This is a genomic window from Pseudomonas sp. FW305-20 (assembly GCF_058788075.1).
This window is the reverse complement of sequence record NZ_JBYTAJ010000008.1, coordinates 128,967-155,353: the sequence shown is the minus strand read 5'-3', so window position 1 is coordinate 155,353 and position 26,387 is coordinate 128,967. Positions and strand designations below refer to the sequence as shown.

General features: G+C 59.5%; 31 protein-coding genes. 15 read left to right on the top strand and 16 right to left on the bottom strand.

The features are described 5' to 3' along the window. Positions 1-174: 174 nt before the first annotated feature. Positions 175-873, top strand: a complete 699-nt coding sequence (locus tag AC3WP4_RS09720) for an ion channel (protein WP_074878119.1) — start codon at positions 175-177, stop codon at positions 871-873. Between the two features lie 97 nt (positions 874-970). Here AC3WP4_RS09720 and AC3WP4_RS09715 read toward each other — a convergent pair whose 3' ends face one another. The 3 genes from AC3WP4_RS09715 to AC3WP4_RS09705 all read right to left on the bottom strand — a co-directional run bounded on the left by AC3WP4_RS09715 (position 971) and on the right by AC3WP4_RS09705 (position 3,911). Then, positions 971-1,897 (bottom strand): transporter, encoded by a 927-nt coding sequence (locus tag AC3WP4_RS09715; RefSeq protein WP_102615980.1) that lies wholly within the window; start codon positions 1,895-1,897, stop codon positions 971-973. 163 nt (positions 1,898-2,060) lie between these two features. Next, the gene (locus tag AC3WP4_RS09710) at positions 2,061-2,810 is read right to left on the bottom strand and encodes a tetratricopeptide repeat protein (RefSeq protein ID WP_102615979.1); all 750 of its coding nucleotides are present in this window, start codon (positions 2,808-2,810) and stop codon (positions 2,061-2,063) included. 144 nt (positions 2,811-2,954) lie between these two features. Continuing rightward, positions 2,955-3,911 (bottom strand): AraC family transcriptional regulator, encoded by a 957-nt coding sequence (locus AC3WP4_RS09705; RefSeq protein ID WP_074878126.1) that lies wholly within the window; start codon positions 3,909-3,911, stop codon positions 2,955-2,957. Between the two features lie 199 nt (positions 3,912-4,110). On the opposite strand from AC3WP4_RS09705, the gene AC3WP4_RS09700 reads away from it, so the two are divergent. From AC3WP4_RS09700 to AC3WP4_RS09690, 3 genes are all read left to right on the top strand, one after another. Then, complete coding sequence (locus tag AC3WP4_RS09700; RefSeq protein ID WP_102615978.1) at positions 4,111-5,064, top strand: diiron oxygenase; 954 nt, start codon at positions 4,111-4,113, stop codon at positions 5,062-5,064. 80 nt (positions 5,065-5,144) lie between these two features. Continuing rightward, positions 5,145-5,567 carry an MAPEG family protein gene (locus tag AC3WP4_RS09695; RefSeq protein ID WP_074880789.1) on the top strand — a complete coding sequence of 141 codons (423 nt, stop codon included), beginning with the start codon at positions 5,145-5,147 and terminating at the stop codon, positions 5,565-5,567. A 691-nt stretch (positions 5,568-6,258) separates the two neighbouring features. Continuing rightward, positions 6,259-6,999, top strand: a complete 741-nt coding sequence (locus tag AC3WP4_RS09690) for a Mut7-C RNAse domain-containing protein (RefSeq protein ID WP_074878132.1) — start codon at positions 6,259-6,261, stop codon at positions 6,997-6,999. A gap of 40 nt (positions 7,000-7,039) precedes the next feature. Here AC3WP4_RS09690 and AC3WP4_RS09685 read toward each other — a convergent pair whose 3' ends face one another. From AC3WP4_RS09685 to ggt, 3 genes are all read right to left on the bottom strand, one after another. Next, a complete protein-coding gene (locus AC3WP4_RS09685) occupies positions 7,040-7,735 on the bottom strand; it encodes a tRNA (adenine(22)-N(1))-methyltransferase (protein ID WP_305885253.1) in 696 nt (231 codons plus the stop codon). 265 nt (positions 7,736-8,000) lie between these two features. Then, entirely contained in the window at positions 8,001-8,534 is a 534-nt protein-coding gene (locus tag AC3WP4_RS09680; protein ID WP_074878139.1) for a cysteine hydrolase family protein, read from the bottom strand. A gap of 73 nt (positions 8,535-8,607) precedes the next feature. Then, positions 8,608-10,335 (bottom strand): gamma-glutamyltransferase, encoded by a 1,728-nt coding sequence (gene ggt, locus AC3WP4_RS09675; RefSeq protein ID WP_102615975.1) that lies wholly within the window; start codon positions 10,333-10,335, stop codon positions 8,608-8,610. Positions 10,336-10,486: 151 nt separating this feature from the next. Between ggt and AC3WP4_RS09670 the strand changes: the two genes are divergently transcribed. Beyond that, positions 10,487-11,002 (top strand): methylated-DNA--[protein]-cysteine S-methyltransferase, encoded by a 516-nt coding sequence (locus AC3WP4_RS09670; protein ID WP_076027894.1) that lies wholly within the window; start codon positions 10,487-10,489, stop codon positions 11,000-11,002. 21 nt (positions 11,003-11,023) lie between these two features. Here the strand turns inward: AC3WP4_RS09670 and AC3WP4_RS09665 are convergent, their stop codons facing one another. Together AC3WP4_RS09665 and AC3WP4_RS09660 are read right to left on the bottom strand one after the other, a co-directional pair. Beyond that, positions 11,024-11,617 carry an NUDIX domain-containing protein gene (locus AC3WP4_RS09665; protein WP_102615974.1) on the bottom strand — a complete coding sequence of 198 codons (594 nt, stop codon included), beginning with the start codon at positions 11,615-11,617 and terminating at the stop codon, positions 11,024-11,026. A gap of 61 nt (positions 11,618-11,678) precedes the next feature. Continuing rightward, complete coding sequence (locus AC3WP4_RS09660) at positions 11,679-12,116, bottom strand: hemerythrin domain-containing protein (protein WP_102615973.1); 438 nt, start codon at positions 12,114-12,116, stop codon at positions 11,679-11,681. 150 nt (positions 12,117-12,266) lie between these two features. Here AC3WP4_RS09660 and AC3WP4_RS09655 point away from each other — a divergent pair, with 150 nt between their 5' ends. Then, positions 12,267-12,698, top strand: coding sequence for a GNAT family N-acetyltransferase (locus AC3WP4_RS09655; RefSeq protein WP_074878149.1), 432 nt, complete (start codon positions 12,267-12,269; stop codon positions 12,696-12,698). Between the two features lie 157 nt (positions 12,699-12,855). Here AC3WP4_RS09655 and AC3WP4_RS09650 read toward each other — a convergent pair whose 3' ends face one another. Then, positions 12,856-13,206, bottom strand: a complete 351-nt coding sequence (locus AC3WP4_RS09650) for a hypothetical protein (protein ID WP_102615972.1) — start codon at positions 13,204-13,206, stop codon at positions 12,856-12,858. A 161-nt stretch (positions 13,207-13,367) separates the two neighbouring features. On the opposite strand from AC3WP4_RS09650, the gene AC3WP4_RS09645 reads away from it, so the two are divergent. From AC3WP4_RS09645 to AC3WP4_RS09605, 9 genes are all read left to right on the top strand, one after another. Further along, the gene (locus AC3WP4_RS09645) at positions 13,368-13,616 is read left to right on the top strand and encodes a hypothetical protein (RefSeq protein WP_008154823.1); all 249 of its coding nucleotides are present in this window, start codon (positions 13,368-13,370) and stop codon (positions 13,614-13,616) included. Between the two features lie 20 nt (positions 13,617-13,636). Continuing rightward, on the top strand, positions 13,637-13,966 hold the full coding sequence (locus AC3WP4_RS09640) for a DUF6388 family protein (protein ID WP_074878153.1): 330 nt from the start codon (positions 13,637-13,639) through the stop codon (positions 13,964-13,966). A 35-nt stretch (positions 13,967-14,001) separates the two neighbouring features. After that, positions 14,002-14,706, top strand: coding sequence for a YoaK family protein (locus AC3WP4_RS09635; protein WP_102615971.1), 705 nt, complete (start codon positions 14,002-14,004; stop codon positions 14,704-14,706). A 138-nt stretch (positions 14,707-14,844) separates the two neighbouring features. Further along, a complete protein-coding gene (gene tusD, locus AC3WP4_RS09630; protein ID WP_008154829.1) occupies positions 14,845-15,237 on the top strand; it encodes a sulfurtransferase complex subunit TusD in 393 nt (130 codons plus the stop codon). A 1-nt stretch (position 15,238) separates the two neighbouring features. After that, the gene (gene tusC / locus AC3WP4_RS09625) at positions 15,239-15,601 is read left to right on the top strand and encodes a sulfurtransferase complex subunit TusC (protein ID WP_074878155.1); all 363 of its coding nucleotides are present in this window, start codon (positions 15,239-15,241) and stop codon (positions 15,599-15,601) included. After that, entirely contained in the window at positions 15,601-15,894 is a 294-nt protein-coding gene (gene tusB, locus AC3WP4_RS09620; protein WP_074878156.1) for a sulfurtransferase complex subunit TusB, read from the top strand. Before tusC ends, tusB begins: the two co-directional genes overlap by 1 nt. Next, a complete protein-coding gene (locus tag AC3WP4_RS09615) occupies positions 15,891-16,226 on the top strand; it encodes a TusE/DsrC/DsvC family sulfur relay protein (protein WP_074878158.1) in 336 nt (111 codons plus the stop codon). The genes tusB and AC3WP4_RS09615 overlap by 4 nt, the downstream gene beginning before the upstream one ends. Next, positions 16,223-17,224, top strand: coding sequence for a glycosyl transferase family protein (locus AC3WP4_RS09610; RefSeq protein ID WP_102615970.1), 1,002 nt, complete (start codon positions 16,223-16,225; stop codon positions 17,222-17,224). The genes AC3WP4_RS09615 and AC3WP4_RS09610 overlap by 4 nt, the downstream gene beginning before the upstream one ends. A gap of 90 nt (positions 17,225-17,314) precedes the next feature. Then, the gene (locus AC3WP4_RS09605) at positions 17,315-18,316 is read left to right on the top strand and encodes a glutathione S-transferase family protein (protein WP_102615969.1); all 1,002 of its coding nucleotides are present in this window, start codon (positions 17,315-17,317) and stop codon (positions 18,314-18,316) included. A 129-nt stretch (positions 18,317-18,445) separates the two neighbouring features. Here the strand turns inward: AC3WP4_RS09605 and cysG are convergent, their stop codons facing one another. The 7 genes from cysG to AC3WP4_RS09570 all read right to left on the bottom strand — a co-directional run bounded on the left by cysG (position 18,446) and on the right by AC3WP4_RS09570 (position 26,351). Continuing rightward, entirely contained in the window at positions 18,446-19,840 is a 1,395-nt protein-coding gene (gene cysG / locus AC3WP4_RS09600; RefSeq protein WP_102615968.1) for a siroheme synthase CysG, read from the bottom strand. Next, positions 19,841-21,121, bottom strand: coding sequence for a serine--tRNA ligase (gene serS / locus AC3WP4_RS09595; protein ID WP_074878166.1), 1,281 nt, complete (start codon positions 21,119-21,121; stop codon positions 19,841-19,843). 15 nt (positions 21,122-21,136) lie between these two features. Further along, complete coding sequence (gene crcB / locus AC3WP4_RS09590; protein WP_074878168.1) at positions 21,137-21,511, bottom strand: fluoride efflux transporter CrcB; 375 nt, start codon at positions 21,509-21,511, stop codon at positions 21,137-21,139. Beyond that, positions 21,511-22,833 (bottom strand): replication-associated recombination protein A, encoded by a 1,323-nt coding sequence (locus tag AC3WP4_RS09585; protein WP_074878169.1) that lies wholly within the window; start codon positions 22,831-22,833, stop codon positions 21,511-21,513. Before AC3WP4_RS09585 ends, crcB begins: the two co-directional genes overlap by 1 nt. A 157-nt stretch (positions 22,834-22,990) precedes the next feature. Continuing rightward, positions 22,991-23,614: an outer membrane lipoprotein periplasmic chaperone LolA gene (lolA, locus tag AC3WP4_RS09580; RefSeq protein WP_102615967.1), complete on the bottom strand. Its 624-nt coding sequence runs from the start codon at positions 23,612-23,614 to the stop codon at positions 22,991-22,993. Between the two features lie 65 nt (positions 23,615-23,679). Beyond that, positions 23,680-26,082 carry a DNA translocase FtsK gene (locus AC3WP4_RS09575; RefSeq protein WP_076027906.1) on the bottom strand — a complete coding sequence of 801 codons (2,403 nt, stop codon included), beginning with the start codon at positions 26,080-26,082 and terminating at the stop codon, positions 23,680-23,682. After that, on the bottom strand, positions 26,079-26,351 hold the full coding sequence (locus AC3WP4_RS09570; RefSeq protein ID WP_139273420.1) for a hypothetical protein: 273 nt from the start codon (positions 26,349-26,351) through the stop codon (positions 26,079-26,081). The genes AC3WP4_RS09575 and AC3WP4_RS09570 overlap by 4 nt, the downstream gene beginning before the upstream one ends. Between the last annotated feature and the right edge of the window lie 36 nt (positions 26,352-26,387).

Below are 26,387 nucleotides of genomic sequence, written 5' to 3'. Positions count from 1 at the left end.
GTGGCACGCCGGCCACGAACTTCACGCTAGAAGCACATTTCGAAGTCTAGTCGAGTGATGGCAGAGTGCTTGGTTTGAGCAGAGAGTTTCACTGCCAACTATCCTGAAACAAGATCAGAATTCAGCCGTGCAACGTCAGGTATCGAGGGTGACTTCGTCCTCAGGGAAACCGGTATGACAAATCCGCAAGATAAAGCCGAGTCCGACGCGGATTTAGCTCAGATGGTGATAGGACGAGGGCCCTGCACCTATCTATTGCTGCTCTTACTAGGATTGATCCTTCTGTTTCCCTTCCTTGAGGAGGGTTTAATGCCTCGCTTGTCGCTCGGCATTCTGTTTTCAACGGTGCTGCTCGTGGGCGCTTTCGCCACCAGGCAGACTCGGCGAGGGTTCATCCTCAAGCTGTGTCTGGCGCTGCTTGGGGTTGGCCTTCAATGGGCGGCCTTGGGGGCTGGGAGTATCGCGATTCTTAAGCTTGCCGGGATTTCCTATGCGGCGTCTCTTGCGGTTTCGTTTAGCGGAGTGCTTCGCTATATCCTCATGCGCGGGCCAATTACAGCTGACAAACTGCATGGCGCGCTGGCGGGTTACATCATGCTGGCCTTCGTTTGGTCCTTCATCTTTGCCCTGGTCGAGATATCCGCCGCAGGCTCATTCGGCCCTGGCCAACTCGACTTCGCACAGCCCGGGACCTTCTTCAAACTGATCTATTTCAGCCTCACGACGCTCACCACCACCGGCTACGGTGACGTTATCCCGCTGACCAACCACGCCCGCTCACTTGTGATGGTCGAAGAATTTTCCGGCGTCTTTTACGTAGGTGTTGTGATTGCGCGGCTTGCCGGTCTTTATCCGTCGAATCAGGTCAGGTAACTGTCGATTTGCCTGAGCCACCTCCGGGGGGTAAGCAAGCAGGGTCGGACAAATGTCCCACCAACGCGTGAATGGGACGTAGCGTAAATCCTGTCTTTCAAAGTCCTGCACCGAAACGATACTGCCAGACCATGCCGACAGCATCGTATTCGCTGCCCGTGCGGGAATGTCCGCCATAGCTCGCATTCAGCTTTATCGAATGGTTGCGGTTCAACGGCAGCGAAAGGGTGCAGCCGTAGCGGGTGCTTTCCTGAAAATCACGGTTACTGACCCCATCCACTGAGCTGCTGCCGCCAGCGAAGTAGGTCGCATCCAGCGAACCCCAGACCCCATAGTTGAAGGCGTAGATAAGATGCCCCTGTATTTGGTAAATCGGATCCTGGGAAAGCACGTGGTCGCCGAGTAACTCGTCATTGTCGGTGAAAAAGGTTCCTGCGCCGGATAATTCCAGGGTCACTGGCCCCACACGTTTGGAAACCCCGAGTTCAGGCTTGAATGACCAGCGATTATTGCCCAGATTGATCAGCCTGCTGTCGTCGTATTGGCCCAGTGGCGCCGTGATCGCCAGGCTGGCGCCGATAATCACATCCTGTTGGTAGCTGGGGAACTCGGCCAGGGACATCGCCGGGGCGCCATACAAGTTGACCGAGAAGCGAAATCTTGGGTCGATCAGCCCAGAGACATTACGCTCCCTGGGTTCGCCGGCAAGCAGGGCTGAGCCGGTCAGTTTTGCCTCGGGCACGACGATATCGAACTTCCCCGAGCGGCCCCAGACGTCCAGGGATCTGGCAAAGGCAAACACGACCGTCTTGATATTGAGCCTGGCATCTTCGAGTGGGATCGAGGGGTTGGCCGTCACATTGCCATGGAGATCGCTGTAGCCGATGAGCAGGAAATTGATACCGACCGGTGTATTGGCGTAGGACCTGGGTTCGAGATCTTCTGCCACTGCGGCGGTGGCGAGCATGATGACCGAAGCGGATGCGAAACGAACCAGCCTGATGACACAGAGATTGTGTTTCATCCACTTTCGCTCGCTTCTGTGAGGACCCCGGAGTTCTATGAGTTGTAGCGCATCTGCATTTGTTTGGCATAGACAGATGCCACCCGCACTGCGTAGTCGCACTTGGCTATCTACAGCACGCTCCGAGCCTTTGACTTAACCGGCCAAAAGGACACGCAGAAACTCAACCGCGCACCAGGTAGGCTCCTGACGGAACCCGATCTCGCAGCTTCTTGCATTTGCCGGGTTTGGGCTGATGCCCGGGCGGGCGATCAGGAAACCAGATTCGGCACTTACCCGGAGGCGGCCAATGGCCGCTGGGGATCTCAACCTCATCGTACGCAGGCCGCTGTGGCTCGACGAAAGCCACGGGCACTTCTCCTTCGCGCCGAGGCCTGCCAGCCGTCGGCGAATCCGATACCCTCTCTGCCTGTGCGTTAGCGAAGTTGCCAGCGTTGGCTTGTTCAACAGCGGCCATTTCTGCTTCGCGACGCTTTTGGACCTCCTCTTTGAGCCCCTGCTGTACTGCGACCTGGTCCTCTTTGGCGTTGGGTGAGGTACTCGAAGCCTTGGCCTGCTGCGCCGCCTGGATCAATTGGAAGTTGCGGTTGCGTAACTCGACGTTGCGACCAACCCGCATGTTCGAGCGCGCCGCCAACGTTTCTGCCTGCTGGTACTGCCCCTGCTGAAGACGCAACACACCAAGGTAATGCAGCGTCGCGGGATTGTTCGGCTGGATATGCAGGGCACGCTCCAGCGTGGCAGCGGCTTGGTCCAACTGGCCATTTTCATATTGCCGCGAGGCGGTTTCGATTAGCGTGGTTGATGCGCTGTTACTTTGCGAGAGCGGTCTTCGTTCGGCAGCAACCGAACAAAGCGACGCGACAGCGCAGAACGCCAGGAGGAGACCCGGCAGAAAACTCTTGGTTGGCATCAGGGGGCGGACTCGGCTGATCGAGGACGGCACTGTCGTAAAACAGGCCACCAGCGCTGCTCGGCATCGCCGATACAGGGCCCCTGTTGACCTGGCCAGTACCCTGAAGTTCCCGCTGCAACAGGCCATCGGCACCAGACCTTCTCATGCGGATTGTCTGCGCCAAGTGCCGGGTGATGTGCCGAACTGGCGTTTGAATGCGCGACTGAACGCTGCTTCGGATTCGTAGCCCACTGCAAAGCCGATTTGCGCCACATTCCCGCGCCCTTCGCGCAGGTGTTGAGCCGCCACGTGCATTCGCCAGAGCGTCAGGTATTGCATCGGTGGCTGTCCGACCAATGCCGTGAATCGCTCCGCGAATACCGAGCGCGACATGCCCACCTCAAGCGCCAGGGCTTCTGCCGTCCAGCCCTCGGTTGGACGAGCATGGAGCAGCGCCAGTGCGCGCCCGATATGCGGATCTCGCAAACCCGCCAGCCACCCGCGCCGCTCAGTGGGGAGGTTGGCGACATACTGGCTGACGGCTTCGACGAACAGCAATTCGGATAGCTTGGCGATGACTGTTGTCGAGCCGACGCGCCCCGTCGCGATCTCACTGACAGCGAAACGGAATGAGCTTTCAATCCAGGCTCCCGAAGCCGTCGCGCGGACGTCTAGTTTCAATAAGGATGGCAGCGACGAAAGCAACGGGCTGAACGGTGTTTCAGAGCCGAGGAATCCGCACAATAACTGTGTGGCCTCGCCGCCCCCGCCGTACTTGATTCGTGAAATTCCACCGATTTCCGGCGGCTGGATAACTTCGCGCGCCGACATGGGCGCAATGCTTAGATCACTGCCAAAGGTATGAACGTCATTGCGAGGAAGCAGAATGAGTTCGCCTGCCCGCACGTCGAGGGTGGCGCCATCGTCGATACGTAATTGCATGTGCCCCGCCGCGACAAAATGCGACGCAATGATATGTCGAGGTGCCGCCAGGAACGGTTTGCAGTCGTCTGCAGAGATTCTTCCGCTGATGCACCAGGGCGCACTGAGCTCCGCCTCGAGAAAGACCCCACCAGACAGCCGAATCACACGCAAGACATCAGATAGAGCATCCAACAATTGCCAGCCCTCCTTTCCGGAGTCCGGAGCATGTAATCAGGCGCACTGGTCATTCGCTGCCTGAACTGCGAGGCCTAGATTAGCACCAACGTGGACTCAATGATCGAGGCGCTCCCCGGACGCTTCACCGATGGTCATTGACTCCCGCGTTAACCGCAATTGGCCCACTCCAACTCGACCACGCAAGCCGGAGATCGATATGAACACCGCAGCTACCCTACCCCGCTCAGATTCAGGCAACGCCGCCCGTTTTGCTCAAATCGTCAGATCATCGAAGAAAGCGGAATGGCAAATCGATCGCGATTTGCTACAGGACCGTAGCTTCGACTTCTCGCGCAAATTTTTGCCGGACGGGCTATCGCGGATCGACTGCCTGACCTTTCTCGCCGCGGACGAGGCGCGTCTGCTCAGTCAGATTCAGGGCCGGACCTATGCGTATATCTTTGGCCTCGTCGAGCGTTTTATCAGTGCCAAAATGCTCGATCAAGGTCGGGCCCATGTATTTGACGATCAGCTCGCACTGGAAGCGCTGGTGCGCTTTTCCAACGACGAGATCAAGCATCAGGAGCTGTTCCGACGCATTGAGACGATGATGGGTAAGCAATTGCCAGCGGGGTATCGTCAGGTTGCCGACCCAAACGATGTAGCGCGCGCGGTACTGGCGGCCAGTACCTGGTCGGTACTGGCGCTGACCTGTCATATCGAACTGTTTGTTCAGACGCACTACGTGCAAAGCATCGCCCCGCGCGAGGAGATATGCCCGCTCTTCAAGGATGTCTTCAAGTTTCATTGGAAGGATGAAAGTCGGCACGTCGTACTCGATGAATTGGAGTGGGAGGCTGAGCACGCAAAACTCTCCCCGGCCAAGCGCGACCAGGCAGTGAACGATCTGATTGCGCTGGTGGCGGCTGTCGACGCAATCCTGCAGGCACAATCGGCATCCGATGCCGACTACTTCATTCGAAATGCTTCACGATCGTTCAGTGTCGATCAGACAGCGCAAATCAACGCCTGCGTGCTGAGCGCCTACCGCTGGCAATACATTATCTCGGGCGTGCAACATCCACACTTTGGCCGGCTGCTTACGCGCATGACAACGCCAGCACAGATGTTCAGGATTCAGACCGCACTGGCACCCATCATGAGCCATTGATCGACAGGGGCGACCGACCGCGCGTCGGTCGCACGACGGTGGGATGACATGCCGAAAATGATTGATTGAGGATGGCAGCCATGACGATTCCGATGTGGATGCTGCTTGGATTTGCGACCTGGACTTTACTGTTGTTGATGGCAACCGTCGGAGTGTATCGCTGGGTCAGAATCCTGTTCTCGAATATTCCGATTGCTTCTTTCCGAAGCGATCAGCTCGAAGGCGAGGATTGGTATCGGCGTGGGACAAGGGCACACGCGAACTGTGTGGAAAATCTGCCTGTCTTTGGCGCCATCGTGTTCGTGATTTCAGCCCTTGGTATCGACGGCCCCGCAGTGAACTACCTGTCCATATTCGTCCTGACCGCTCGTGTGTGCCAGTCGCTGGTTCACGTCTCCCATGTGCAAACCGATACGTTCGTGGCGGTTCGGTTTACCTTCTTTTGCGTGCAGTTGGTCTGTTTTCTCGCACTCATTGTGATAGCCGCTTGTTACGGCGCCTGAATACTCAAATAGATCATCGGCACAGCGCACCCGTCGATCACCGAAGGGCGCGCTGCTGTAGCAAAGTTCTGGACGTACAACGTTGGCTATTTAAGCAGGGGGTCCCCTAGAACTTTTCCCTATTAATCTGTCTATGTGGATAGGCACATCCGCTCGGTAAGCGCGAACCCCCAAGGCTTCCCGCAGCAAGATGGCCATACGTCCGATTGTCAATCAGAGGTTGCCTTCTCTCATGAAATTCCATGACCCACGGATGGTGCTCTTCGGCCTGTTTGCGTTCGCGGCAGTGGGCTCGGCCTGCGCAACACCGATGAAGACCCCAACCCCTGTTGTCGCAACTGAAGTCACCGCCGTTCAGGCTCCTGTCCAGGCCGCCGGCAACCCTTGGCCGACCCTGGCCAGTATGGCCGCCACGCAGCCGGGGGCGTTGCTTGCCCATGACGACCGATACTGGCATGACGGCCGTTGGCATGATCGCAGGGACAATTGGCGCCGAGACGACTGGCGTAGAGATAAGTGGCGTCGAGAGCAAGCCCGCCGAGAAGCTGATCGTCGTGATTGGGAGCGCCACCAGGATCGGGCCATGCGGCACCGCTACGAGGACGATCGCCGCTACTATCGTCGCTAGGCCTGCCAGAGCAGGCGTGCGGACCAGACTCGCTCATCCCGCAGCCCTGCCATACTGTTCAACATGACTCGTGCAACTTTCCGCTTCTACGAGGAGCTCAACGATTTCCTGCCGGCCGAACGGCGCCGGCAGTCATTCACCTGCGAGTGCGCGCGAGGGGCGACGGTCAAGCACATGATCGAGGCGCTCGGGATACCGCACACGGAGGTTGAGTTGGTGCTGCTCAACGGCGAGTCGGTGGGCCTGGAGCGGACGATCTTCGACGGTGACCGGCTGGCGGTGTATCCCAAGTTCGAAGCGCTGGACATCAGCCCGTTGCTCAAGGTTCGTGCGCAACCTTTACGGGTGCTGCGCTTCATTGCTGATGCACATCTTGGCGGGCTGGCCAACCTGCTGCGCATGAGCGGTTTCGACACCCTCTACGACAATGGCTTCGAGGATGGCGAGATCGCCGAGATCGCTGCTCAGCAAGGACGCATCGTGCTGACCCGTGACCGCGAATTGCTCAAGCGGCGGATCATCAGCCACGGCTGTTACGTGCATGCCCTCAAACCGTCGCTACAGCTGCGCGAAATGTACGAACGCCTCGACCTGGCGCGTAACGCGCGGCCATTCAGCCTGTGCCTTCATTGCAACCTGCCGCTGCACGAGATCAGCCCGGAACTGGCCCGGCTGCAGGTGCCGCCACGGGTTGGCGCCCTCTATTCGCACTTCTTGCGCTGCGATGCCTGCCAACGGATTTACTGGGAGGGTTCGCACTGGCGCAGCATGCATGCACTGCTGGCGCCTCTGCTGAACCGATAGCCGAGCGCATCGACTTTTTCGTACAAACCCTGGACCGGCCTCAAGCCAGCAACTCGGTGATCCACCGGGCCTGCCGGGCGATGTCTTGCACTTTTTCTTCGGGCAAGGCCTGTCGCGCATGGGCGAAGTGGGTCAGGGTCTTCTGCTTCTCGCGCAGGATGCGCTGCCACTTGATCAGGAACGCCGGGCTGCGTGCCTGCATCTGCAGTGGGCCAAAATAAAGCTCCTCGGCGGTGTACATCACCGGCCCGGCGCGCTCGGCGACGATGATTTCGTAGTCGAAACGATTTTCCCGCAGCAGTTCCTCGCAGAGGATGCGGTAGCCATTTTCCATCAGCCACTGGCGCAGTGGCTGCTCGCCGCCGTTGGGTTGCAGAATCAGGCGCTCCTGGCCACTCAGACGCGCCTTGCCGCTGTCGAGGATGTCGCGGATCGTCTCGCCGCCCATGCCGCAGATGGTGATCGCAGTGATCCCGTCACCCGGTTCGATCGCTGCCAGACCACTGGCCAGGCGCACGCTGATCCGCTGGTCCAGACCGCTCTCGCGCACGGTGCGTTCGGCCGAATGGAACGGCGTCAACGCCACCTCCCCGGCCACCGCCGCCGCAATGGCGCCACGGCGCATCAACGCCACCGGCAGGTAGCCGTGATCCGAGCCGATATCGGCCAGGCGTGCGTCTGCTGGTACATGCGCCGCCACGCGCTCCAGGCGCTGGGACAATGTCTGTTCGTTCAACTGCAGTTCCTTTTCACCACGAATGTCCGGCACCTTTGGCCAGGTCGGGACGCGATTCTGTCGAGCAACGCCGTGCATTTCAAATTTATGCGACAAGAGCCATGGTTCGACCCGAATTCTGAGTGGTTGTGCTATGAGGGCGGCCTTCATGCTGCGGTAAGGCATCAGGCGCGTCAGCGGGATGTGCTCAGTGCTTTTTTGACTGAGTTGATCGGTATTTTCGGGGCCGTGCAAACGTCAATAGGAGCAAGCCCCTCACCCGTTTTCAGATCCGGATTTCGCTGGTCGGCATCACGTCGATCCGCGCCACGGGCCCCGTCAAATGCGCCAGGTCTGCGTTGTGTTCGGTGATGATGTCTTCGGCGGCGAGGTTGCCGTTGTCGACGGTGGAATGCGCATCGGCGGCGAGCACTACGTCATAGCCCAGGTTCAGTGCCTGGCGGACAGTGGCGTTGACGCAATAGTCGGTTTGCAGTCCGCAGACGATCAGGCGGTCGGCGTCCATATCCTGCAATTGCGCTTGCAAGTGGGTCCGGTAGAACGAGTCTCGATTGGTTTTTCGCACGCGAATGTCTTGCGGCGAAGTCTTCAGGCTTTCGGCCAGTTGCCAGCCTTCGGAACCGTATTGCAACTGGTCGCCCCTTTCTTCGTGCTGGATGAGGATGACCGGGATGCCTGCTCCGCGAGCCTTGGCACTGAGGTCGTTGATGTTCTCGATAACACGCTTGATCTCAAAACATTCGTACTCGCCAGTGCACAGGGCGCGCTGGACATCGATGATCAGCAGTGCGGTAGCCATGGTCCCGTCCTTGAAAAGAATCAGTGGATCAGGGGACGAACAATAGATCCGTCCCCCCTTTGAAAAACACCCCTCAATAACCGAGCGACAACCCGGTGTTACGACGTGGATCGTTCGCCCCATAAAAGCGGTTTTTGCCCACCGGCTTGCCTTCCAGCGAAGGTGCGCCGACCAGAATCGCCGCCACATGGTTGGCGTCCTGCGGCCCGGCAAACTTGTGCCCCCAGCTTTCGAGCATCTTCACCGTATCAGGGCTGGTGGTGAAGGTCTCAAGGTTGGTCTCTTCCGGTAACCACTGCTGGTGGAAACGCGGTGCATCCACCGCCTCCTGGATGTTCATGCCGTAGTCGATCACGTTGAGCATAGTCAACAAGGTTGCAGTGATGATGCGACTGCCGCCGGGGGTGCCGACGACCATCACCACTTTGCCGTCCTTGGTGACGATGGTCGGGCTCATGGACGACAGCGGTGCCTTGCCGGGCGCGATGGCATTGGCCTCCCCTTGCACCAGACCGTACATGTTCGGCACGCCGATTTTCGAGGTGAAATCGTCCATTTCGTCGTTGAGGATCACCCCGGTTTTGCTGGCCATGACGCCGGCGCCGAACCAGTCGTTCAAGGTGTAGGTCACCGAGACCGCATTGCCCCATTTATCGACGATGGAGTAATGGGTGGTGTTGCTGCCTTCGTGTGGCGCTACGCCGGGTTTGAGCTCGCGGGACACACCGGCCTTTTGCGGATTGATGGCTTCGCGGATTTTGGTTGCGTAGTTTTTATCCAGCAGATGGGCGATCGGATTTTTCACAAAGTCCGGGTCGCCCAGGTAGCTGTTGCGGTCCACATAGGCGTGACGCATCGCTTCGATCTGGTAGTGCATGCTCTGGGCCGAGTGATAGCCCAGGTCTTTCATCGGATAGCCTTCGAGAATGTTCATGATCTCGCAAATCACCACGCCGCCAGAGCTGGGCGGCGGTGCCGAGACCACATGGTAGCCGCGGTAATCGCATTCGATCGGGGCCAGTTCGCGGGTCTTGTATTTGTCGAGGTCGGCCTGAGTGATGATGCCTTTGTTGGCCTGGCTGGAGGTGACGATGGCATCGGCCACCCAGCCTTTATAGAAGCCGTCGGCGCCCTTCTCGGAGATTTCCCGCAGGGTTTTGCCGAGGTCTTTTTGCACCAGTTTCTGACCGACTTGCATCGGCTCGCCGTTGCTCAGGAAAATCGCACCGGAATCCTTGATGTCCTTCTTGAACACGTCAGTGGCGTATTCCAGCAACTCGACATCGCCCTGCTCCAGCACAAAACCGTCTTCGGCGAGCTTGATGGCCGGGGCGATCACTTCCTTGCGCGGTTTGGTGCCGTATTTCTTCAGCGCCAGTTCCATGCCCGACACGGTACCCGGCACGCCAACGGCCAGATGGCCACGGGTGCTCAGGTCAGGGACGACGTTGCCCTCCTTGTCGAGGTACATGTCGGCGGTGGCGGCCAGCGGCGCTTTTTCACGGAAGTCGAGGAAGGTCTTGCGCCCGTCCGCCAACTGAATGGTCATGAAACCGCCGCCGCCCAGGTTACCCGCCGCGGGATAAACCACCGCCAGCGCATAGCCGACCGCTACCGCAGCGTCGACGGCGTTACCGCCGTTCTTGAGCACATCGACGCCCACGTGACTGGCCAGATGCTGGGCGGTGACGACCATGCCGTTTTCGGCCGCGACCGGCGCCACGGAAGCCGCGTAAGCACTGAGGCAGCTGAGCACCAATGAGGTCGCAATCAGCGATTTGGCAAAAGGTTCGAACTTCATGAGTCGGTCTCTTTTTGTTTTTAGGCTCTGTAAAAAAACAGAGGGGAAGGCTTCAAGAGCAGAGGCAAGTATGGCTGGGATTGCGTATTGCGCCTCCCCGTCGAGGCAGTATGCTTGGCCTCGGTTCAGCACTTTTACGGAGTCCACCGGCATGAGTTACACCTTCATCACCCTCGCCACACCGGTGGGCGAGTTGAAGCTGGTCGCGAACGGCTCACGACTGGCAGCCATCCTCTGGGAAAACGACAAACCCGACCGGGTGCGGCTTGGACCGATGCGCGAGGCGCCGGATAACCCGATCCTGATGCGCACGGCTCAGCAGCTGCGGGAATACTTTGCAGGCACGCGCAATCGTTTCGACCTGGAACTGGATTTTGCCGGGACGGAATTTCAGAAGAAGGTCTGGGCAGCGCTGCTGACCATTCCGTTTGGCGAGACCCGCAGCTATAGCGAGATAGCCCGGCAGATCGGCAATCCCAGTGCAGTTCGGGCAGTGGGCGCCGCGAACGGCAAGAACCCGATTTCGATTGTTGCGCCGTGTCATCGGGTGATTGGCGCTTCGGGAAAGTTGACGGGGTTTGCCGGAGGGCTTGAAGCGAAGGAACAGTTGCTGACGCTGGAAGGTTGCCAATGGTCTGGGGCCGGCAGGACAGGCGATTTGTTCTGATCAGCCCAAACGCTACGTTGATCAGGCGGTGGTGAAGATGTTTTTCATCGCCGCATACTGCAACAGCATGATGGTCTTCGCATCGCAGATTTCCCCGCGATAAAACGCATCAAGTGCGTCGTCGAATTTCCACTCCAGCACTTCCAGTTCCTCGGTCTCCTCCTCCAGCCCGCCGCCCTCGCTGACCTTGGCAGCAGCGTCGTACTCGGCGATGAAGAAGTGCAGTTTCTCAGTCACCGACCCGGGGCTCATGTAGGCCTCGAACACCTTGTGCACATGATGCACGCGATAACCGGTTTCTTCCTCGGCTTCTTCGCGGATGCGCTCTTCAGGCGCCGCACCTTCTAGCAGCCCCGCCGCCACTTCGATCAGCAACCCATCGTGGCCGTTGACGAACACCGGCAAGCGGAATTGCCGGGTCAGCACCACGGTTTTCTTTTCACGGTTGAACAGCAGGATCGCCGCGCCATTGCCGCGGTCGTAGACCTCGCGGGTCTGGCGTTGCCATTCACCGTTGTTGCGCTGGTAATCGAAGGTAATTTTCTTGAGCAGGTACCAGTCGTGGGACAACACCTGGGACTCGATGAGGTTGACCCGCTCGGCTGTGTTCGACATGACAATGCATCCCTTTTTTCGTCAGAAGACGCACATCTTAGGCGAAAACGAAAGCCCGACGCTAAGACAGCTGAGCCTTGTATTCCTTCTCATACTGCCCCGCCAGCGTCTCTTTCTGTTTGTCGTCGAGTAGCTTGCCAGCCATCTGGAAGAACTTCTGCTCTTCCTCTTCCAGGTGGTGATTGACCTTCTCGGCGAGCTTCTTCGCGGCGACCAGCCAGGCCGGGCTGGACATCTCGGTTTCGTCGAGTGCTTCCATCATTTCGTCCATCTCGTGATGTTCGGCAATCGCATGACGACTGAGGTCGACGCCGTTATCGAACTCCATCAGCGGGATGTAGAAATGCCGCTCTTCAGCGGTTTCGTGGGCCTGAAGCTCGGACTTGAGCTGCTTGTAAGCCTCGACCCGTTCGGGGGTGTCGCCGCTGGTCTGGATCAGCGCATCGGCGTAGATACGTTGGCGGTCGTGGCTTTCGCGCAAGGCTTCGAAAATATTCACGGATTGTCCTCATGGGCCGCGTTCAGGAATGACGCTGTTTAGCCTAGACACCTGCGCACGAACGACGGTTCCACCTGAAGACTGGAACAACGACCAGGAGCCGCGATAGTCTTGGAAATGTTTACCACTCTGGCCATAAGGAAATAGCTGATGACCCTGCGAATCGAACGATCGCAAAACCCCACGGATGAAGAACGCCAGGCAATCCTGCTGCCGTTGCGCGCCTATAACGCCGCAAAGGCCGGTGTCTCGACTCAGGAGCCCGTTGCCTTGCTGGTGCGTGACGAAAGCGGCGAGATTCTCGGCGGGCTTCACGGTCGGGTGTTTTACCAATGGTTGTACATCGACCTGTTGTCGGTGCCTGAACAGGCTCGCGGACAGGGCATGGGCACGCAGCTGATGCAAATGGCTGAAGACCTGGCACGGGAAAAGGAATGCATCGGAATCTGGCTCGACACCTTCGACTTCCAGGCGCCGGAGTTCTACCGCAAGCTCGGCTACAGCGAACTCGGCCAGATCGCCGACTACCCGCCGGGCCACAAGCGCTTCTTTTTCCAGAAGCGCCTGAAAAACGAAACCTGACCCGGCGGGAGCAAACCCCATTTTCATAATCAACACAGAACAACTGTGGGAGCGGGCTTGCTCGCGAAGGCGGTGTGTCAGTCAACAGAGATGTTGAATGTACCGGCCTCTTCGCGAGCAAGCCCGCTCCCACAGGGGTATGCGTCAATCCAAAGAATCAGAGGCAGGTCGCCAACGCCGCCAGTCGGCGCTTGGCCACAAAGTCGTCACGCTGAGCGTAATAATTCAGCACGGTGGCGGAAGCGTCAGTCTTCACGTCCACAAAGGACTCCGCCGAACGCGTGTAAACGGTGGTGCCGCCGTTCTCGCCAGGCTGCAAATACGCGCTGGCATCGACACCGAACACCGCCTCGTCCTGCCAGGAAAACTGCACACACTGGGCGACCACTTTTTCCGGTTTGTCCGACGTCAGGGTTTTGTACGGGGTTCCAGTGCGGGCGTCGTTCATCGCCGAGCCCGCGCATCCGGCCAGCAACGTTACGGCCAGCGCCACCATCAGAATTCGCATTGCGTTCGCTCATCAAGAAAAAGCGGACTGTATCACCGCGGCACGGCGTATCGTTCTGCTTTACTTCATTTATACCGCGACACCGAGTGACGATTCGCGCACCCTGTCGCGCCATAAACACCGCATCGCCCGTTTTTCCGGGCTTATTTTCTGGAAAGGTCATGACACCCAACGCCGAATATTACAAACCGACCGCTGAATATGCCGACAAACTGATCAGCCAGATCGGTCAGACGCCGTCCTGGATTGCCAAGCGGATTGGCGTCACCGACAAGCGAATTCGTTACATCCTCGACGGCGAAAGAACCGTCAAGGGTGAAACCACGCCAATCCAGATGACGTACCCCGAGCAGTTTGCCCTCGAGTGCCTGGCAGCAGCGGCCAAGGCCAGCAAGAAGCAGTCTTCGTAATCCAGCCTCAAGGAGCGACCATGGCGGCAACCGAACAGCAACACGAGCAAGCGCTGAAGAAGTTTCTCGATGAGCGCCCTGAACTGCGCGTCGAACTCGACAACCTCAACCCGCTGATGGCTCAGGCCAAGGGCGAGACCGCGGCGCAGTACCGCGACGAACGCTTGCATGAAGCCTTCGAAGCCGAGGCCGAGCGTCTGGGATTGTTTGCCTGGGAGCTGACGCTGCAACTGACCGCCGCGACGCCCGAGGACTATCAGGCACAGCGCCTGGAAGTGCACAAGGAAGTGGCCGAGATGGCCGGCATGGACTGGCGGGAGTATTGCGAGTTATATGGATTGAGTAAGTGACTATTCCAGTCGCTGCCTGAGGACGACCTTCGCTGATGTTGCCATCCCTCTCAACTGACCGCGCCAGCCCGGGCCACCTGCATACCCGCAAATGGCGTGGGCGCATTGGCATGTCGCTGGTGGCCAGCCTCTCGGTACTCGCGGGTATGACCGACGCCATCGGCTTCATGGCCAGCGGTGATTTCGTCTCGTTCATGAGCGGCAACACCACCCGCCTCGCCGTCGCCATCAGCGATGGCGACCTGGGCCTCATGTTGCGCCTGATGATCCTCGTCGGCACCTTCGTCGTCGGCAACGCCTTGGGCATTGTCGTCAGTCGCCTCGGCGGCCGTCGGGCGCTGCCCTTGCTGCTGTGCATCGCCACGCTGCTCTGCGGCGCCGCTGCCTGGCCTTACGACGAACAATTGCCGGCGCTTCTGGCGACGATCATCGCCATGGGCATGCTCAATGCCGCCGTGGAAGAAGTGAATGGACTGCCGGTCGGCCTGACCTACGTCACCGGCGCCCTGTCACGCTTCGGCCGCGGGCTGGGACGCTGGATGCTCGGCGAACGACGCAACGGCTGGCGCGTGCAACTGATCCCCTGGACCGGGATGTTTGCCGGCGCGGTAATCGGCGCCTTGCTGGAACATCACCTGGGGCTCAAGGCTTTGTTTGTCAGCGGTCTGCTGGCCGGCGCAGTCGGGTTGCTGTCGCTGAAAATCCCGCAGCGCTGGCAGTTGGGTTACATGCCGCGCTGATCGGCAGTTGATCGTTCCCACGCAGAGCGTGGGAACGATCGAATTGGGTGCACCTGACACACCATCTCGCGGCAAAGCCCTTCGCCGCCCCGGCGATAAAGCTTTATCATGGCCGCAGTTTTGCTGATCGAGTCCGTCATGAAATTCGCCATCGCGCTGTTTTCCGCCGCCCATGCGCCCTCCTCGCGCCGCGCCCTGCTGTTTGCCCAGGCTGCGCTGGCCGGTGGGCATGAGATTGTCCGGCTGTTTTTCTACCAGGACGGCGTCTACAACGCCTCCGGCAGCGTGGTCACGCCGCAGGATGAGCAGGACTTGCCCAAGCAATGGCGCAACTTCGTCACCGAGCATCAACTGGACGGCGTCGTGTGTATCGCGGCGGCCCTGCGTCGTGGCGTGCTGAATGAAGAAGAAGCCGGGCGCTATCAGCGTGAAGCCGTTGCAGTGGGCGCGCCGTGGGAATTGTCCGGCCTGGGCCAGTTGCATGACGCGGTGCAGGATGCTGACCGCCTGATCTGTTTCGGAGGCGCGTGAGATGGCTAAGTCCTTGCTGATTATCAGCCGTCAGGCGCCATGGTCCGGGCCGAGTGCGCGCGAAGCGCTGGACATCGTGCTGGCCGGCGGCGCCTTCGATCTGCCGATCGGCCTGCTGTTTCTCGATGACGGAGTGTTCCAGCTCGCCGCGAAACAGGACGCCAAGGCCCTCCAGCAGAAGGACCTCAGTGCCAATCTGCAAGCCTTGCCAATGTTCGGTGTCGACGAACTGTTTGTCTGTGCCGACAGCGTTGCGGAACGGGGTCTGAACCCGACTGGTTTGGCGCTGGAAGAAGCGCAGGTGCTGGCCGCCCACGAAATCACCGCACTTATTGACCGTTACGACCAGGTGATCACCCTCTGATGTCGACTTTGCATGTGTTGTCTCATTCCCCGTTCGGCGACGATCGCCTGACCAGTTGCCTGCGCTTGATGGGCGCTGACGATGCGCTGCTGCTGACTGGCGACGCGGTTTATGCGCTGCAGCCAGGCACCGCGCCGTTCAAAGCGCTGAACGCCCGCCACCCGAAACTGTTCGTACTGGCCGAAGACGCCCAGGCTCGCGCGCTGGAGATTCCTGACACGGCCAAGGCCATCGATTACCCGGCCTTCGTCGAGCTGTCGATTCACTACGACAAGGTCAACAGTTGGCTATGAAATCCCTGACGGTCGGCGCACGCGCCATCGAGTTGGACAAGGACGGTTTCCTGGTCGAACTGAGCGACTGGTCCTGCGAGGTAGCCAGCGCCCTGGCCGCCGCCGAAGACATCGAGTTGAGCCCCGAACACTGGGAAATCCTCGAACTGCTGCGCAGCTTCTACGCCGAATTCCAGCTGTCGCCGGCCACCCGTCCGCTGATCAAATACACAGCAACGAAGCTGGGCCCGGAAAAGGGCAACAGCCTGCACCTGAACCGACTGTTCAAAGGCACCCCTGCCAAACTCGCCGCGAAACTGGCGGGCCTGCCCAAACCGACGAATTGCTTATGACCGACTACCCTGCGCTGACCCTCGAAACACCCGCCGAACACCCGTTCGCCCAGTTTGTGCGCATTCTCGGCAAGGGCAAACGCGGCGCCCGCGACTTGACCCGCGAGGAAGCCCGCGAAGCCATGGGCATGGTGCTCGACCACAAGGTCGAAGACACCCAGCTTGGCGCGTTCCTGATGCTGTTGCGGCACAAGGAAGAAAGCGCCGAGGAAATGGCTGGGTTTACCGAAGCGTTGCGTGAACGGTTGAATCCACCGGCACTGGCCGTCGATCTGGACTGGCCGACATATGCCGGCAAGAAACGCCATCTGCCTTGGTACCTGCTAGCCGCCAAGTGTCTGGCGCAGAACGGCGTGCGCATCTTCATGCATGGCGGCGGCGCGCACACCGCGGGTCGGCTCTACAGCGAGCAACTGCTGGATGAATTGAAAATTCCGTTGTGCCGCGACTGGCAGCAGGTCGGCGACGCACTGGATAACGGCGGCCTGGCCTTCATGCCGCTGGTGGATTGGGCGCCGCAGCTGCAACGAATGATCGACCTGCGCAACACCTTGGGCCTGCGTTCGCCGATCCATTCCCTGACGCGGATTCTCAACCCGTTGAGTGCCCGCTGTGGCCTGCAAAGTATTTTCCACCCCGGTTACCAGGCGGTGCATCGAGATGCCAGCGGCTTGCTCGGCGATACCGCGATCGTGGTGAAAGGCGACGGCGGCGAAATCGAGATCAACCCAGACGCCGACAGTCACTTGTACGGCACCACTGGCGGCGAAAGCTGGGACGAGGAATGGCCGCAGTTGTCGGCACAACGCCACGTCAAACCGGCCACCCTCGATCCCGAGCACTTGAAAGCCGTGTGGCGTGGCGACGTAGTCGACAGCTATCCGCAAATGGCATTGATCTCGACCATGGCTCTGGCCTTGCGCGGCCTCGGCCAACCCCGTGAGCAGGCCTTCGAAACCGCCCAGCAGTATTGGGATGCGCGGGACAAATCGATATAACCGATCATAAGCGCCCAACCTTTGCGCTTTTTAATCGAACCTATGCGAATAGACTCCTCTCCAACGCTTATTGGTTGAGGAGTCTTGAACATGGGTTTGTTAGTTGAAGGTCGCTGGCATGACCAGTGGTACGAAAGCAGCAAGGATGGCGCGTTCCAGCGTGAACAAGCGCAGCGTCGTAACTGGCTGACCACCGACGGCAAACCTGGCCCGACAGGTATCGGTGGCTTTGCGGCCGAGGCCGGTCGTTATCACCTCTACGTGTCCCTCGCCTGTCCATGGGCTCACCGCACGCTGATCCTGCGCAAACTCAAAGGCCTCGAAAGCCTCATCGACGTCTCGGTGGTCAGTTGGTTGATGCTGGAAAACGGCTGGACCTTCGACCGGAACCTCGGATCGACCGGGGACAAGCTCGATCATTTCAATTTCATGCACCAGCGCTACACCGCCGATACCGCCGACTACACCGGTCGCGTCACCGTGCCGGTGCTCTGGGACAAACAGCAGAATCGCATCGTCAACAATGAATCGGCGGAGATCATCCGCATGTTCAATGGCGCCTTCGATGATTTGACGGGTAATGACCTGGATTTCTACCCGGCGCCGCTGCGGGGCGAGATCGACGCGCTGAACGAACGGATTTATCCGACGGTGAACAATGGCGTGTATCGCGCAGGATTTGCCACAGCGCAGAAGGCTTATGAAGAAGCGTTCGACGGGTTGTTCGAGGAGCTTGATCGGCTGGAACAGCTATTGGATGCCAATCGTTATCTGGCGGGTGAGTACCTGACCGAAGCGGATATTCGGCTGTTCACCACGTTGATTCGCTTTGACGCGGTGTATTACGGGCACTTCAAGTGCAACCTGCGGCGGATTGCCGATTATCCGAATCTGTCGAACTGGCTGCGGGAGATTTATCAGTGGCCGGGGATTGCCGAGACGGTGAACTTCGAGCACATCAAGAATCACTACTACGGCAGCCACAAGACCATCAATCCGACGGGAATCGTGCCTAAAGGGCCGGCGCAGGATTTCACAGCGACGCATGATCGCGAGCGGTTGAGCGGGAAAGGGGTTTGGCGCAGAGCCTGACAGACGATCGTTCCCACGCTCCGCGTGGGAATGCCGCCAGGGACGCTCCGCGTTCCGCTTCGGATGTGACGCAGAGCGTCACGGGATGCATTCCCACGCAGAGCGTGGGAACGATCAGTTACCGGATGTTCAGACCTGCGCCTGAGCGCCCTCGAACCACGCCAGTTTTTCGCGCAACTGCACCACTTCCCCAACGATCACCAGCGTCGGCGCATGCACTTCATGCTCCGCCACCAGGCTTGGCAGATCGGCCAGGGTACCGGTAAACACCCGTTGATTGATCGTGGTGCCCTGCTGGATCAACGCCGCTGGCGTATCCGCTGCGCGACCATGCTTGATCAACTGTTCGCAAATGATCGGCAACCCCACCAACCCCATGTAAAACACCAGGGTTTGCGCCGGCGCGACCAGGTCGGCCCACGGCAAATCAGTGGAACCGTCCTTCAGGTGCCCGGTGACAAAACGCACAGACTGCGCGTAATCACGGTGCGTCAGCGGAATCCCGGCATACGCCGCGCAACCGCTGGCCGCGGTGATACCCGGCACCACCTGGAACGGGATGCCATGGGCCGCCAGTTCTTCGATTTCTTCACCGCCGCGACCGAAGATGAACGGATCACCGCCCTTCAGCCTCACCACCCGCTTGCCTTGCTTGGCCAAATCCACCAATTGCTGATTGATCTGATCCTGAGGTACGGCGTGATCGGCGCGACGCTTGCCGACGTAAACCCGCTCGGCATCGCGACGGCACAAATCCAGAATCGCCGGCGCCACCAAGCGGTCATACAGCACCACATCGGCTTGCTGCATCAGCCGCAGGGCACGGAAGGTCAGCAGGTCGGGATCACCCGGGCCGGCGCCCACCAAATAGACTTCGCCCGTGGCATCCGGTGCTTCACCGGCAATTTTCGCCAGCATCAAGCGCTCGGCTTCGGCGCCCTGCCCGGCCAGTTGCCGGTCGGCAATCGGGCCCTGGAACACATCTTCCCAGAACGCCCGACGCTGCTGCACATCCGGGAACAGGTGTTTGACCTGGCTGCGAAAACGCGCGGCCAGGCCGGCCAGTTGACCGTAGGTGGAAGGAATCCAGGTTTCCAGTTTGGCGCGGATCAACCGCGCCAGCACCGGCGCATCGCCGCCGCTGGAGACCGCTACGATCAAAGGAGACCGGTCGACGATCGCCGGGAAGATCACGCTGCACAAGGCTGGCGCGTCCACCACGTTGACCGGCACGCAACGCCGATGGGCATCGGCGGAGACTTGCGCGTTCAGCGGTTCGTCGTCGGTGGCGGCGATGATCAGCCCGCAACCGTCCAGGTCCGATTCAACGTAGCCTCGCACCAGACATTCGCCACCGCTACCGGCAACCAGTTCGCGCAGTTGCGGTTCGATTTCAGGTGCGACCACCCGCAGCAGCGCACCGGCTTCGGCCAGCAGGCGGGATTTGCGCAAGGCAATCTCCCCCCCGCCGACGACCAAGACACGACTGCCGCGAAGGTTATGGAACAGCGGCAGATAGTCCATTTAGCCGATGACCTCGAGGCCACCCATGTACGGTTTCAGCACGTCCGGCACACGGATCGAACCGTCGGCTTGCTGATAGTTTTCCAGCACCGCCACCAGGGTACGACCGACCGCCAGGCCGGAACCGTTCAGGGTGTGAACCAGTTCAGGCTTGCCGGTTTCCGGGTTGCGGAAACGCGCTTGCATGCGACGGGCCTGGAAATCACCGCAGTTGGAGCACGACGAAATCTCGCGGTATTTGTCCTGGCTCGGGATCCACACTTCCAGGTCGTAGGTCTTGACCGCGCTGAAGCCCATGTCGCCGGTGCACAGCGCAATAGTGCGATAAGGCAGTTCGAGCAATTGCAGGACTTTTTCGGCGTTGGCGGTCAGGCCTTCCAGCGCTTCCATCGAGGTCGACGGCTCAACGATCTGGACCATTTCAACCTTGTCGAACTGGTGCTGACGGATCATGCCGCGCGTATCGCGACCCGAGGCACCGGCTTCACTGCGAAAGCATGGGGTGTGGGCGACGAACTTGATCGGCAGCCGTTTCGAATCGACGATTTCGCCAGCGACGATATTGGTCAGCGACACTTCGGCGGTCGGAATCAGGTACAGATCGGCTTCGCCTTCGCGAGTGATCTTGAACAGGTCTTCTTCGAACTTCGGCAGCTGACCTGTGCCTTGCAACGCTGGCGCTTGAACCAGATAAGGCGTGTAGGCCTCTTCGTAACCGTGTTCGCTGGTGTGCAGGTTGATCATGAACTGCGCCAGGGCGCGGTGCATACGCGCAATCGGGCCGCGCAAAAGGGCGAAACGGGCGCCGGACAGCTTGGCGGCGGTTTCGAAGTCCAGCCAGCCGAATTTCTCGCCCAGGGCGACGTGGTCCTGAACCGGGAAATCGAACGCGGTCGGGGTGCCCCAACGGCGCACTTCGACGTTGCCGTCTTCGTCATCACCGATCGGTACGGATTCGTGCGGCAGGTTCGGGATGCCGAGCAGGATCGAATCCAGATCGGTCTGGATCGCGTCCAGCTCGACTTTACCGGCGCTCAATTCATTCGCCATGCGCTCGACGTCCGCCATCAGCGGCGCGATGTCTTCGCCGCGCTGCTTGGCCTGGCCGATGGATTTGGAGCGCGCATTACGGTCAGCCTGCAGTGCTTCGGTGCGGGTCTGGACGGTCTTGCGCTGTTCTTCCAGCGCTTCGATGCGCGCAACATCCAGCGTGTAACCACGGGATGCCAGGCGGTCCGCTACGTCCTGAAGGTTGCTACGTAACAGTTTGGAATCGAGCATGTCGGTCTCTCGTTATCAAAGTTTGGTCAAGGACAGGCCAGCCCAGGTAGCGAGCAGCCCACCGAATACGCTGATGGCAGCATAGACAATAGCGAGCGGCATTTGCCCGGTTTCCAGCAGGCGCACCGTGTCCAGTGAAAAAGATGAAAAAGTCGTCAGCCCCCCGAGGAAGCCGACCATCAACCCGGCGCGCACCTCAATCGGCACCTCCGGGCGTATTAAAAACAGACCGTATAGAACGCCGATCAGCAAACAGCCGACGATATTAACGGCCAGCGTCGCGGTATAGAAGTGCCGCGGCCAATTAGCGTTGATCCAGTTACCCGTGGCAAAGCGCAAAAGCGTTCCGGCGATACCGCCCACAGAAACAGCAACGATCAAAGGGATCACTATTTTCTCCGCTGCCGGGGGCTGAGACGGTCAAGTTGCGCAAGGTGATTGAGCTTCTCGCCGATCTTCAGCTCCAGGCCACGCGGCACTGGCTGATAGAACGGTTGCGGCTCGAGCTCTTCCGGGAAATAGTCTTCGCCAGCGGCGTAAGCGTCCGGCTCATCGTGGGCGTAACGGTATTCGTCGCCATAACCCAGTTGTTTCATCAGCTTGGTCGGTGCGTTGCGCAGGTGCAGCGGTACTTCCAGCGAACCGTGTTCGGTGGCGCTGCGCATTGCGGCTTTGAAGCCCATGTACACCGCGTTGCTTTTCGGCGCACAGGCCAGATAAGTAATGGCCTGGGCCACCGCCAACTCGCCTTCGGGACTGCCGAGGCGCTCCTGCACTTCCCACGCCGCCAGACACAGGCTCAGGGCGCGGGGATCGGCGTTGCCGATGTCTTCGCTGGCCATGCGCACCACGCGCCGGGCCAGGTACAACGGATCGCAACCGCCGTCGATCATTCGTGCGAACCAGTACAGTGCGCCGTCGGGGTTGGAGCCGCGCACGGATTTATGCAGCGCGGAAATCTGGTCGTAAAACGCTTCTCCGCCCTTGTCGAAACGTCGGCGGGTATCACCGAGCAGGCTTTGCAGGAGATCGACGCCGATCTCGCTGTTGTCTTCAGCCAGGTCCGAGGCGTTTTCCAGCAGGTTGAGCAGACGCCGGCCATCGCCATCGGCGGCCGACAGCAACATCTGGAAGCCTTCATCGCTGAGGGTCAGTTGCCGCTTGCCCAGGCCACGCTCTTCCGTCAGCGCGCGATGCACCAGCTTGCGCAGGGCCGCTTCGTCGAGACTTTTGAGCACGTAGACGCGCGCCCGGGAGAGCAACGCGTTGTTGAGTTCAAATGAGGGGTTTTCCGTGGTGGCGCCGATAAAAATCAGCGTGCCGTCTTCAACGTACGGCAGGAAAGCGTCCTGCTGGGACTTGTTGAAGCGGTGCACTTCATCGACGAACAGGATGGTTCGCTTGCCGTACTGCCCAGCCTGCTGCTTGGCGACTTCCACCGCCTGACGGATTTCCTTCACGCCGGCCAGTACCGCCGAAACCGTTTCAAAGTGCGCATCCGAGACTTCCGCCAGCAGACGCGCCAGGGTGGTCTTGCCCACACCCGGCGGGCCCCAGAAAATCATCGAGTGCAAGGCACCCTGCTCCAGCGCCTCGCGCAAAGGCTTGCCGCGAGCGAGCAGGTGTTCCTGACCGACGTACTCGTCCAGATTGGCCGCACGCAGGCGTGCTGCCAAAGGTTGAGCTATCGGGGCACTGCGAAACAGGTCCATCACTACTTATGAAACCTCACTAACTATCAGCCAATCACTTGAACGCCGCCGGCCCCTGTGGGAGCGAGCCTGCTCGCGATGGCGGCATTACATTCAACATCAAAGTTGACTGACCCGACGCTATCGCGAGCAGGCTCGCTCCCACAGGTTTTGCGTCTTACTCTTGAATCACGTCCGCCCCTTTAGGGATGTCGAACTTGAATTTGGACGCCGGGATCGGCTCGTTGGCTTTCACCCCGGTGAACAGGATGTTGGTGCGCTGACCGACGCTGTCGATCATCTGCATGTCATTGACCAGGCCATTGCGGAACGACAGGCGCAGGCTGTCGAACAGGGTGTCCTTGGTTTTCGGCTTCAAGGTGAAGTCGATCACGCCACCGGCTTCCTTGGCGCTGATGTCGAAGCTCTGGCTGATCTTGGACACGTCACCGGACAGCAGCAACGCCGGGGTCTGGGTCAGGCGCTGATCGAGGTTCTTGATGGTGGCCTGTTCCAGGTCCGGATCCCACAACGTCACCTTCTTGCCGTCGGAGACCATGGTCTGTTCGGCCGGCGCGTTGGTGTGCCAGTAAAACAAGCCCGGACGCTGCAAGGACATTTCACCCACGGTTTCCTGCAATTGGGTACCGCTGCCGTCGAGGGTCAGCTGGGAGAAACGCGCGGTCAGGGTCTGGGATTTTTCCAGCAATTGGGTCAGACGCGCCACGTCCTTGTCATCGGCGTGGGCCGAGAGCGTGGTCAAAGCCAAAACCGGCAGCAACAGCATGCGGATAAGACGCATGGGAGTCCTCATAACATTCGTGGGGGTGCGATGGCGCGTCATTACGCCACCGCGTTTCAATCAATTCAGTCGCGTACCGGGCCCGGGGCCAGCACTTCACGCGAACCGTTGGTATTCATGGACGTCACGACCCCAGCCATTTCCATGGCCTCGATCATGCGCGCGGCGCGGTTGTAGCCGATTTTCAGCTTGCGCTGAACCGCAGAGATGGACGCACGACGGCTTTCCAGTACGAACTGCACTGCTTCGTCGTAGAGCGCGTCGGATTCACTGTCGTCGTCGCCACCGCTGCTGCCTTCAAAGCCACTACCCGGCTCTTCGACACCGGCGAGAATCTCGTCGTTGTATTCCGGCGCACCGCGCAGTTTCCAGGCTTCGACCACCCGGTGAACCTCATCATCGGAGACGAAAGCGCCGTGAACACGAATCGGCAGACTGGTGCCCGGTGGCATGTAGAGCATGTCACCGTGGCCCAACAGTTGCTCGGCGCCGCCCTGGTCGATGATGGTGCGCGAATCGATCTTGCTCGACACCTGGAACGCCATACGGGTCGGAATGTTGGCCTTGATCAGACCGGTGATCACGTCAACCGACGGACGCTGGGTCGCGAGGATCAAGTGGATACCGGCGGCACGGGCCTTCTGGGCGATACGGGCGATCAGTTCTTCAACCTTCTTGCCGACGATCATCATCATGTCGGCGAATTCGTCCACCACCACGACGATGGTCGGCAGCTTGGTCAACAGCGGCGCTTCGTCGTGAATGCTTTCGCGCTTGTACAACGGATCGGTCAACGGCTCACCGGCGTCCTGGGCTTCCTTGACCTTGGCATTGAAGCCCGACAGGTTACGCACGCCCATCTTCGCCATCAGTTTGTAGCGGCGCTCCATCTCCGCCACGCTCCAGCGCAGGGCGTTGGCGGCGTCCTTCATGTCGGTCACGACCGGGCACAACAGGTGCGGAATGCCTTCGTAGATCGACAGTTCAAGCATTTTCGGGTCGATCATGATCAGCTTGGCGTCTTCCGGACCGGACTTGAACAGGATCGACAGGATCATCGCGTTCACGCCCACCGATTTACCGGAACCGGTGGTACCGGCAACCAGCAAGTGAGGCATTTTCGCCAGGTCGGTGATGACCGGTTTGCCACCGATGTCGTGACCCAGGGCCAAAGTGACCGGCGACTTGAAGTTGTCGTACTCTGGGGTCGACAGCACTTCGGAGAAACGCACGATCTGGCGGTCTTCGTTAGGAATCTCGATACCGACGGTGGTCTTGCCCGGAATCACTTCCACCACACGCACGCTGGTCACGGCCAGAGAACGCGCGAGGTCTTTTGCCAGGTTGGAGATGCGGCTGACCTTGACGCCGGCCGCCGGCTGGATTTCGTAACGGGTAATCACCGGGCCAGGGTGAATCGAATCCACCGACACTTCGACGCCGAACTCCTTGAGCTTGATTTCCAGCAAGTGGCCAACCGCAGCCAGGGATTCAGGCGAATAATTGAGTTGTTTCTTTTCTGCCGGGTCGAGAATCGAGATCGGCGGCAAGGTGCCTTCGACGGCACTGTCGACGAACAAATGCGCCTGTTTCTCTTTTTCCACGCGTTTGCTCGGCGCCGCTGGCTTGGGCGGCGCAGGGGCAATCACCGGCGGCACCTGCTTCTCACGGTCGGACATGTGTTTGCTCAGGGCCTGCTCACGTTCGATCAGGCGCTCCTTGACCTTGGCTTGCTCGCGTTTGTCGGTGACGGTCGGCGCGACCACGTCATGCACGCGATCATCGACTTCACGCAGCTGCGCAACCAATTGTTTGCGCTCGACACGGGCCGCCCACCAGCGGTTGGCCGCGCCCTGAAACAGTTCGAACAGGTCGAGGGTAATCTTGCCGGTGAGGTCCATCACTTTGAACCACGACAGGTCGGTGAACACCGTCAGGCCAAACAGGAACAATGCGATGAACAACAGCGTACTGCCCTGGATATTCAGGGCGTTCCTGGCCAGATCACCGAGGCTTTCGCCCAAAGCACCGCCAGCGCCGGCCGGCAGACCGGTCGCGGCGTGAAAATGGATATGGGCCAGGGCCGCACCCGAGAGCACCAGAAACACCAGGCCGATCAGGCGCCAGGAAAACAGCCAGCCGCTCCACTCCCACTGCTCGTGGCGTTGACGGAAGATTTGATAAGCCTTGATCGCCAGCAACAGCGGGAAGATGTAGGCGAAATAACCCAACACCATGAAGAGGATATCGGCGCTGTAGGAGCCAACCGGCCCGCCGAAGTTCTGCACATCGTCGATCTTGCTGTTATGGCTCCAGCCCGGATCGTCCTTGCCGTAGGTCAACAAGGCCATCATCAGGAACAGGCACAAGCCGCCGATGGCGATCAATGCACCTTCCTTGAGCCGGTAGTGCAATTGCTGGCGCCAGAGCGGAACGACTGTTTTTGGTGCTGCGGTGGATTTCTTCAAAACGCTTCTTTTCCTGCGCCTATGGCGCGTCCATCTGTTGAATGACTATAAAAAACTGCCCAATCCAGGCAGGTAAAAAAGTTAACAGGCGTAACTGGGACTACTTTTAACACTACGCTCCGGTTTTTATAAACACGGCGCGCAACGCATATTTTATTACAAACGCTGTTACAGGCCGGCATTGTACGGGTTTGTTCGTCCGATGCCATGCTTGAAACCCAAGGTGTAGCATAGCCAACAGCACAGATCGCGCGGTTCAATTTGAGCATGCATTCTCTTTTGTGACAAAGGCTTATGAGGTGTTT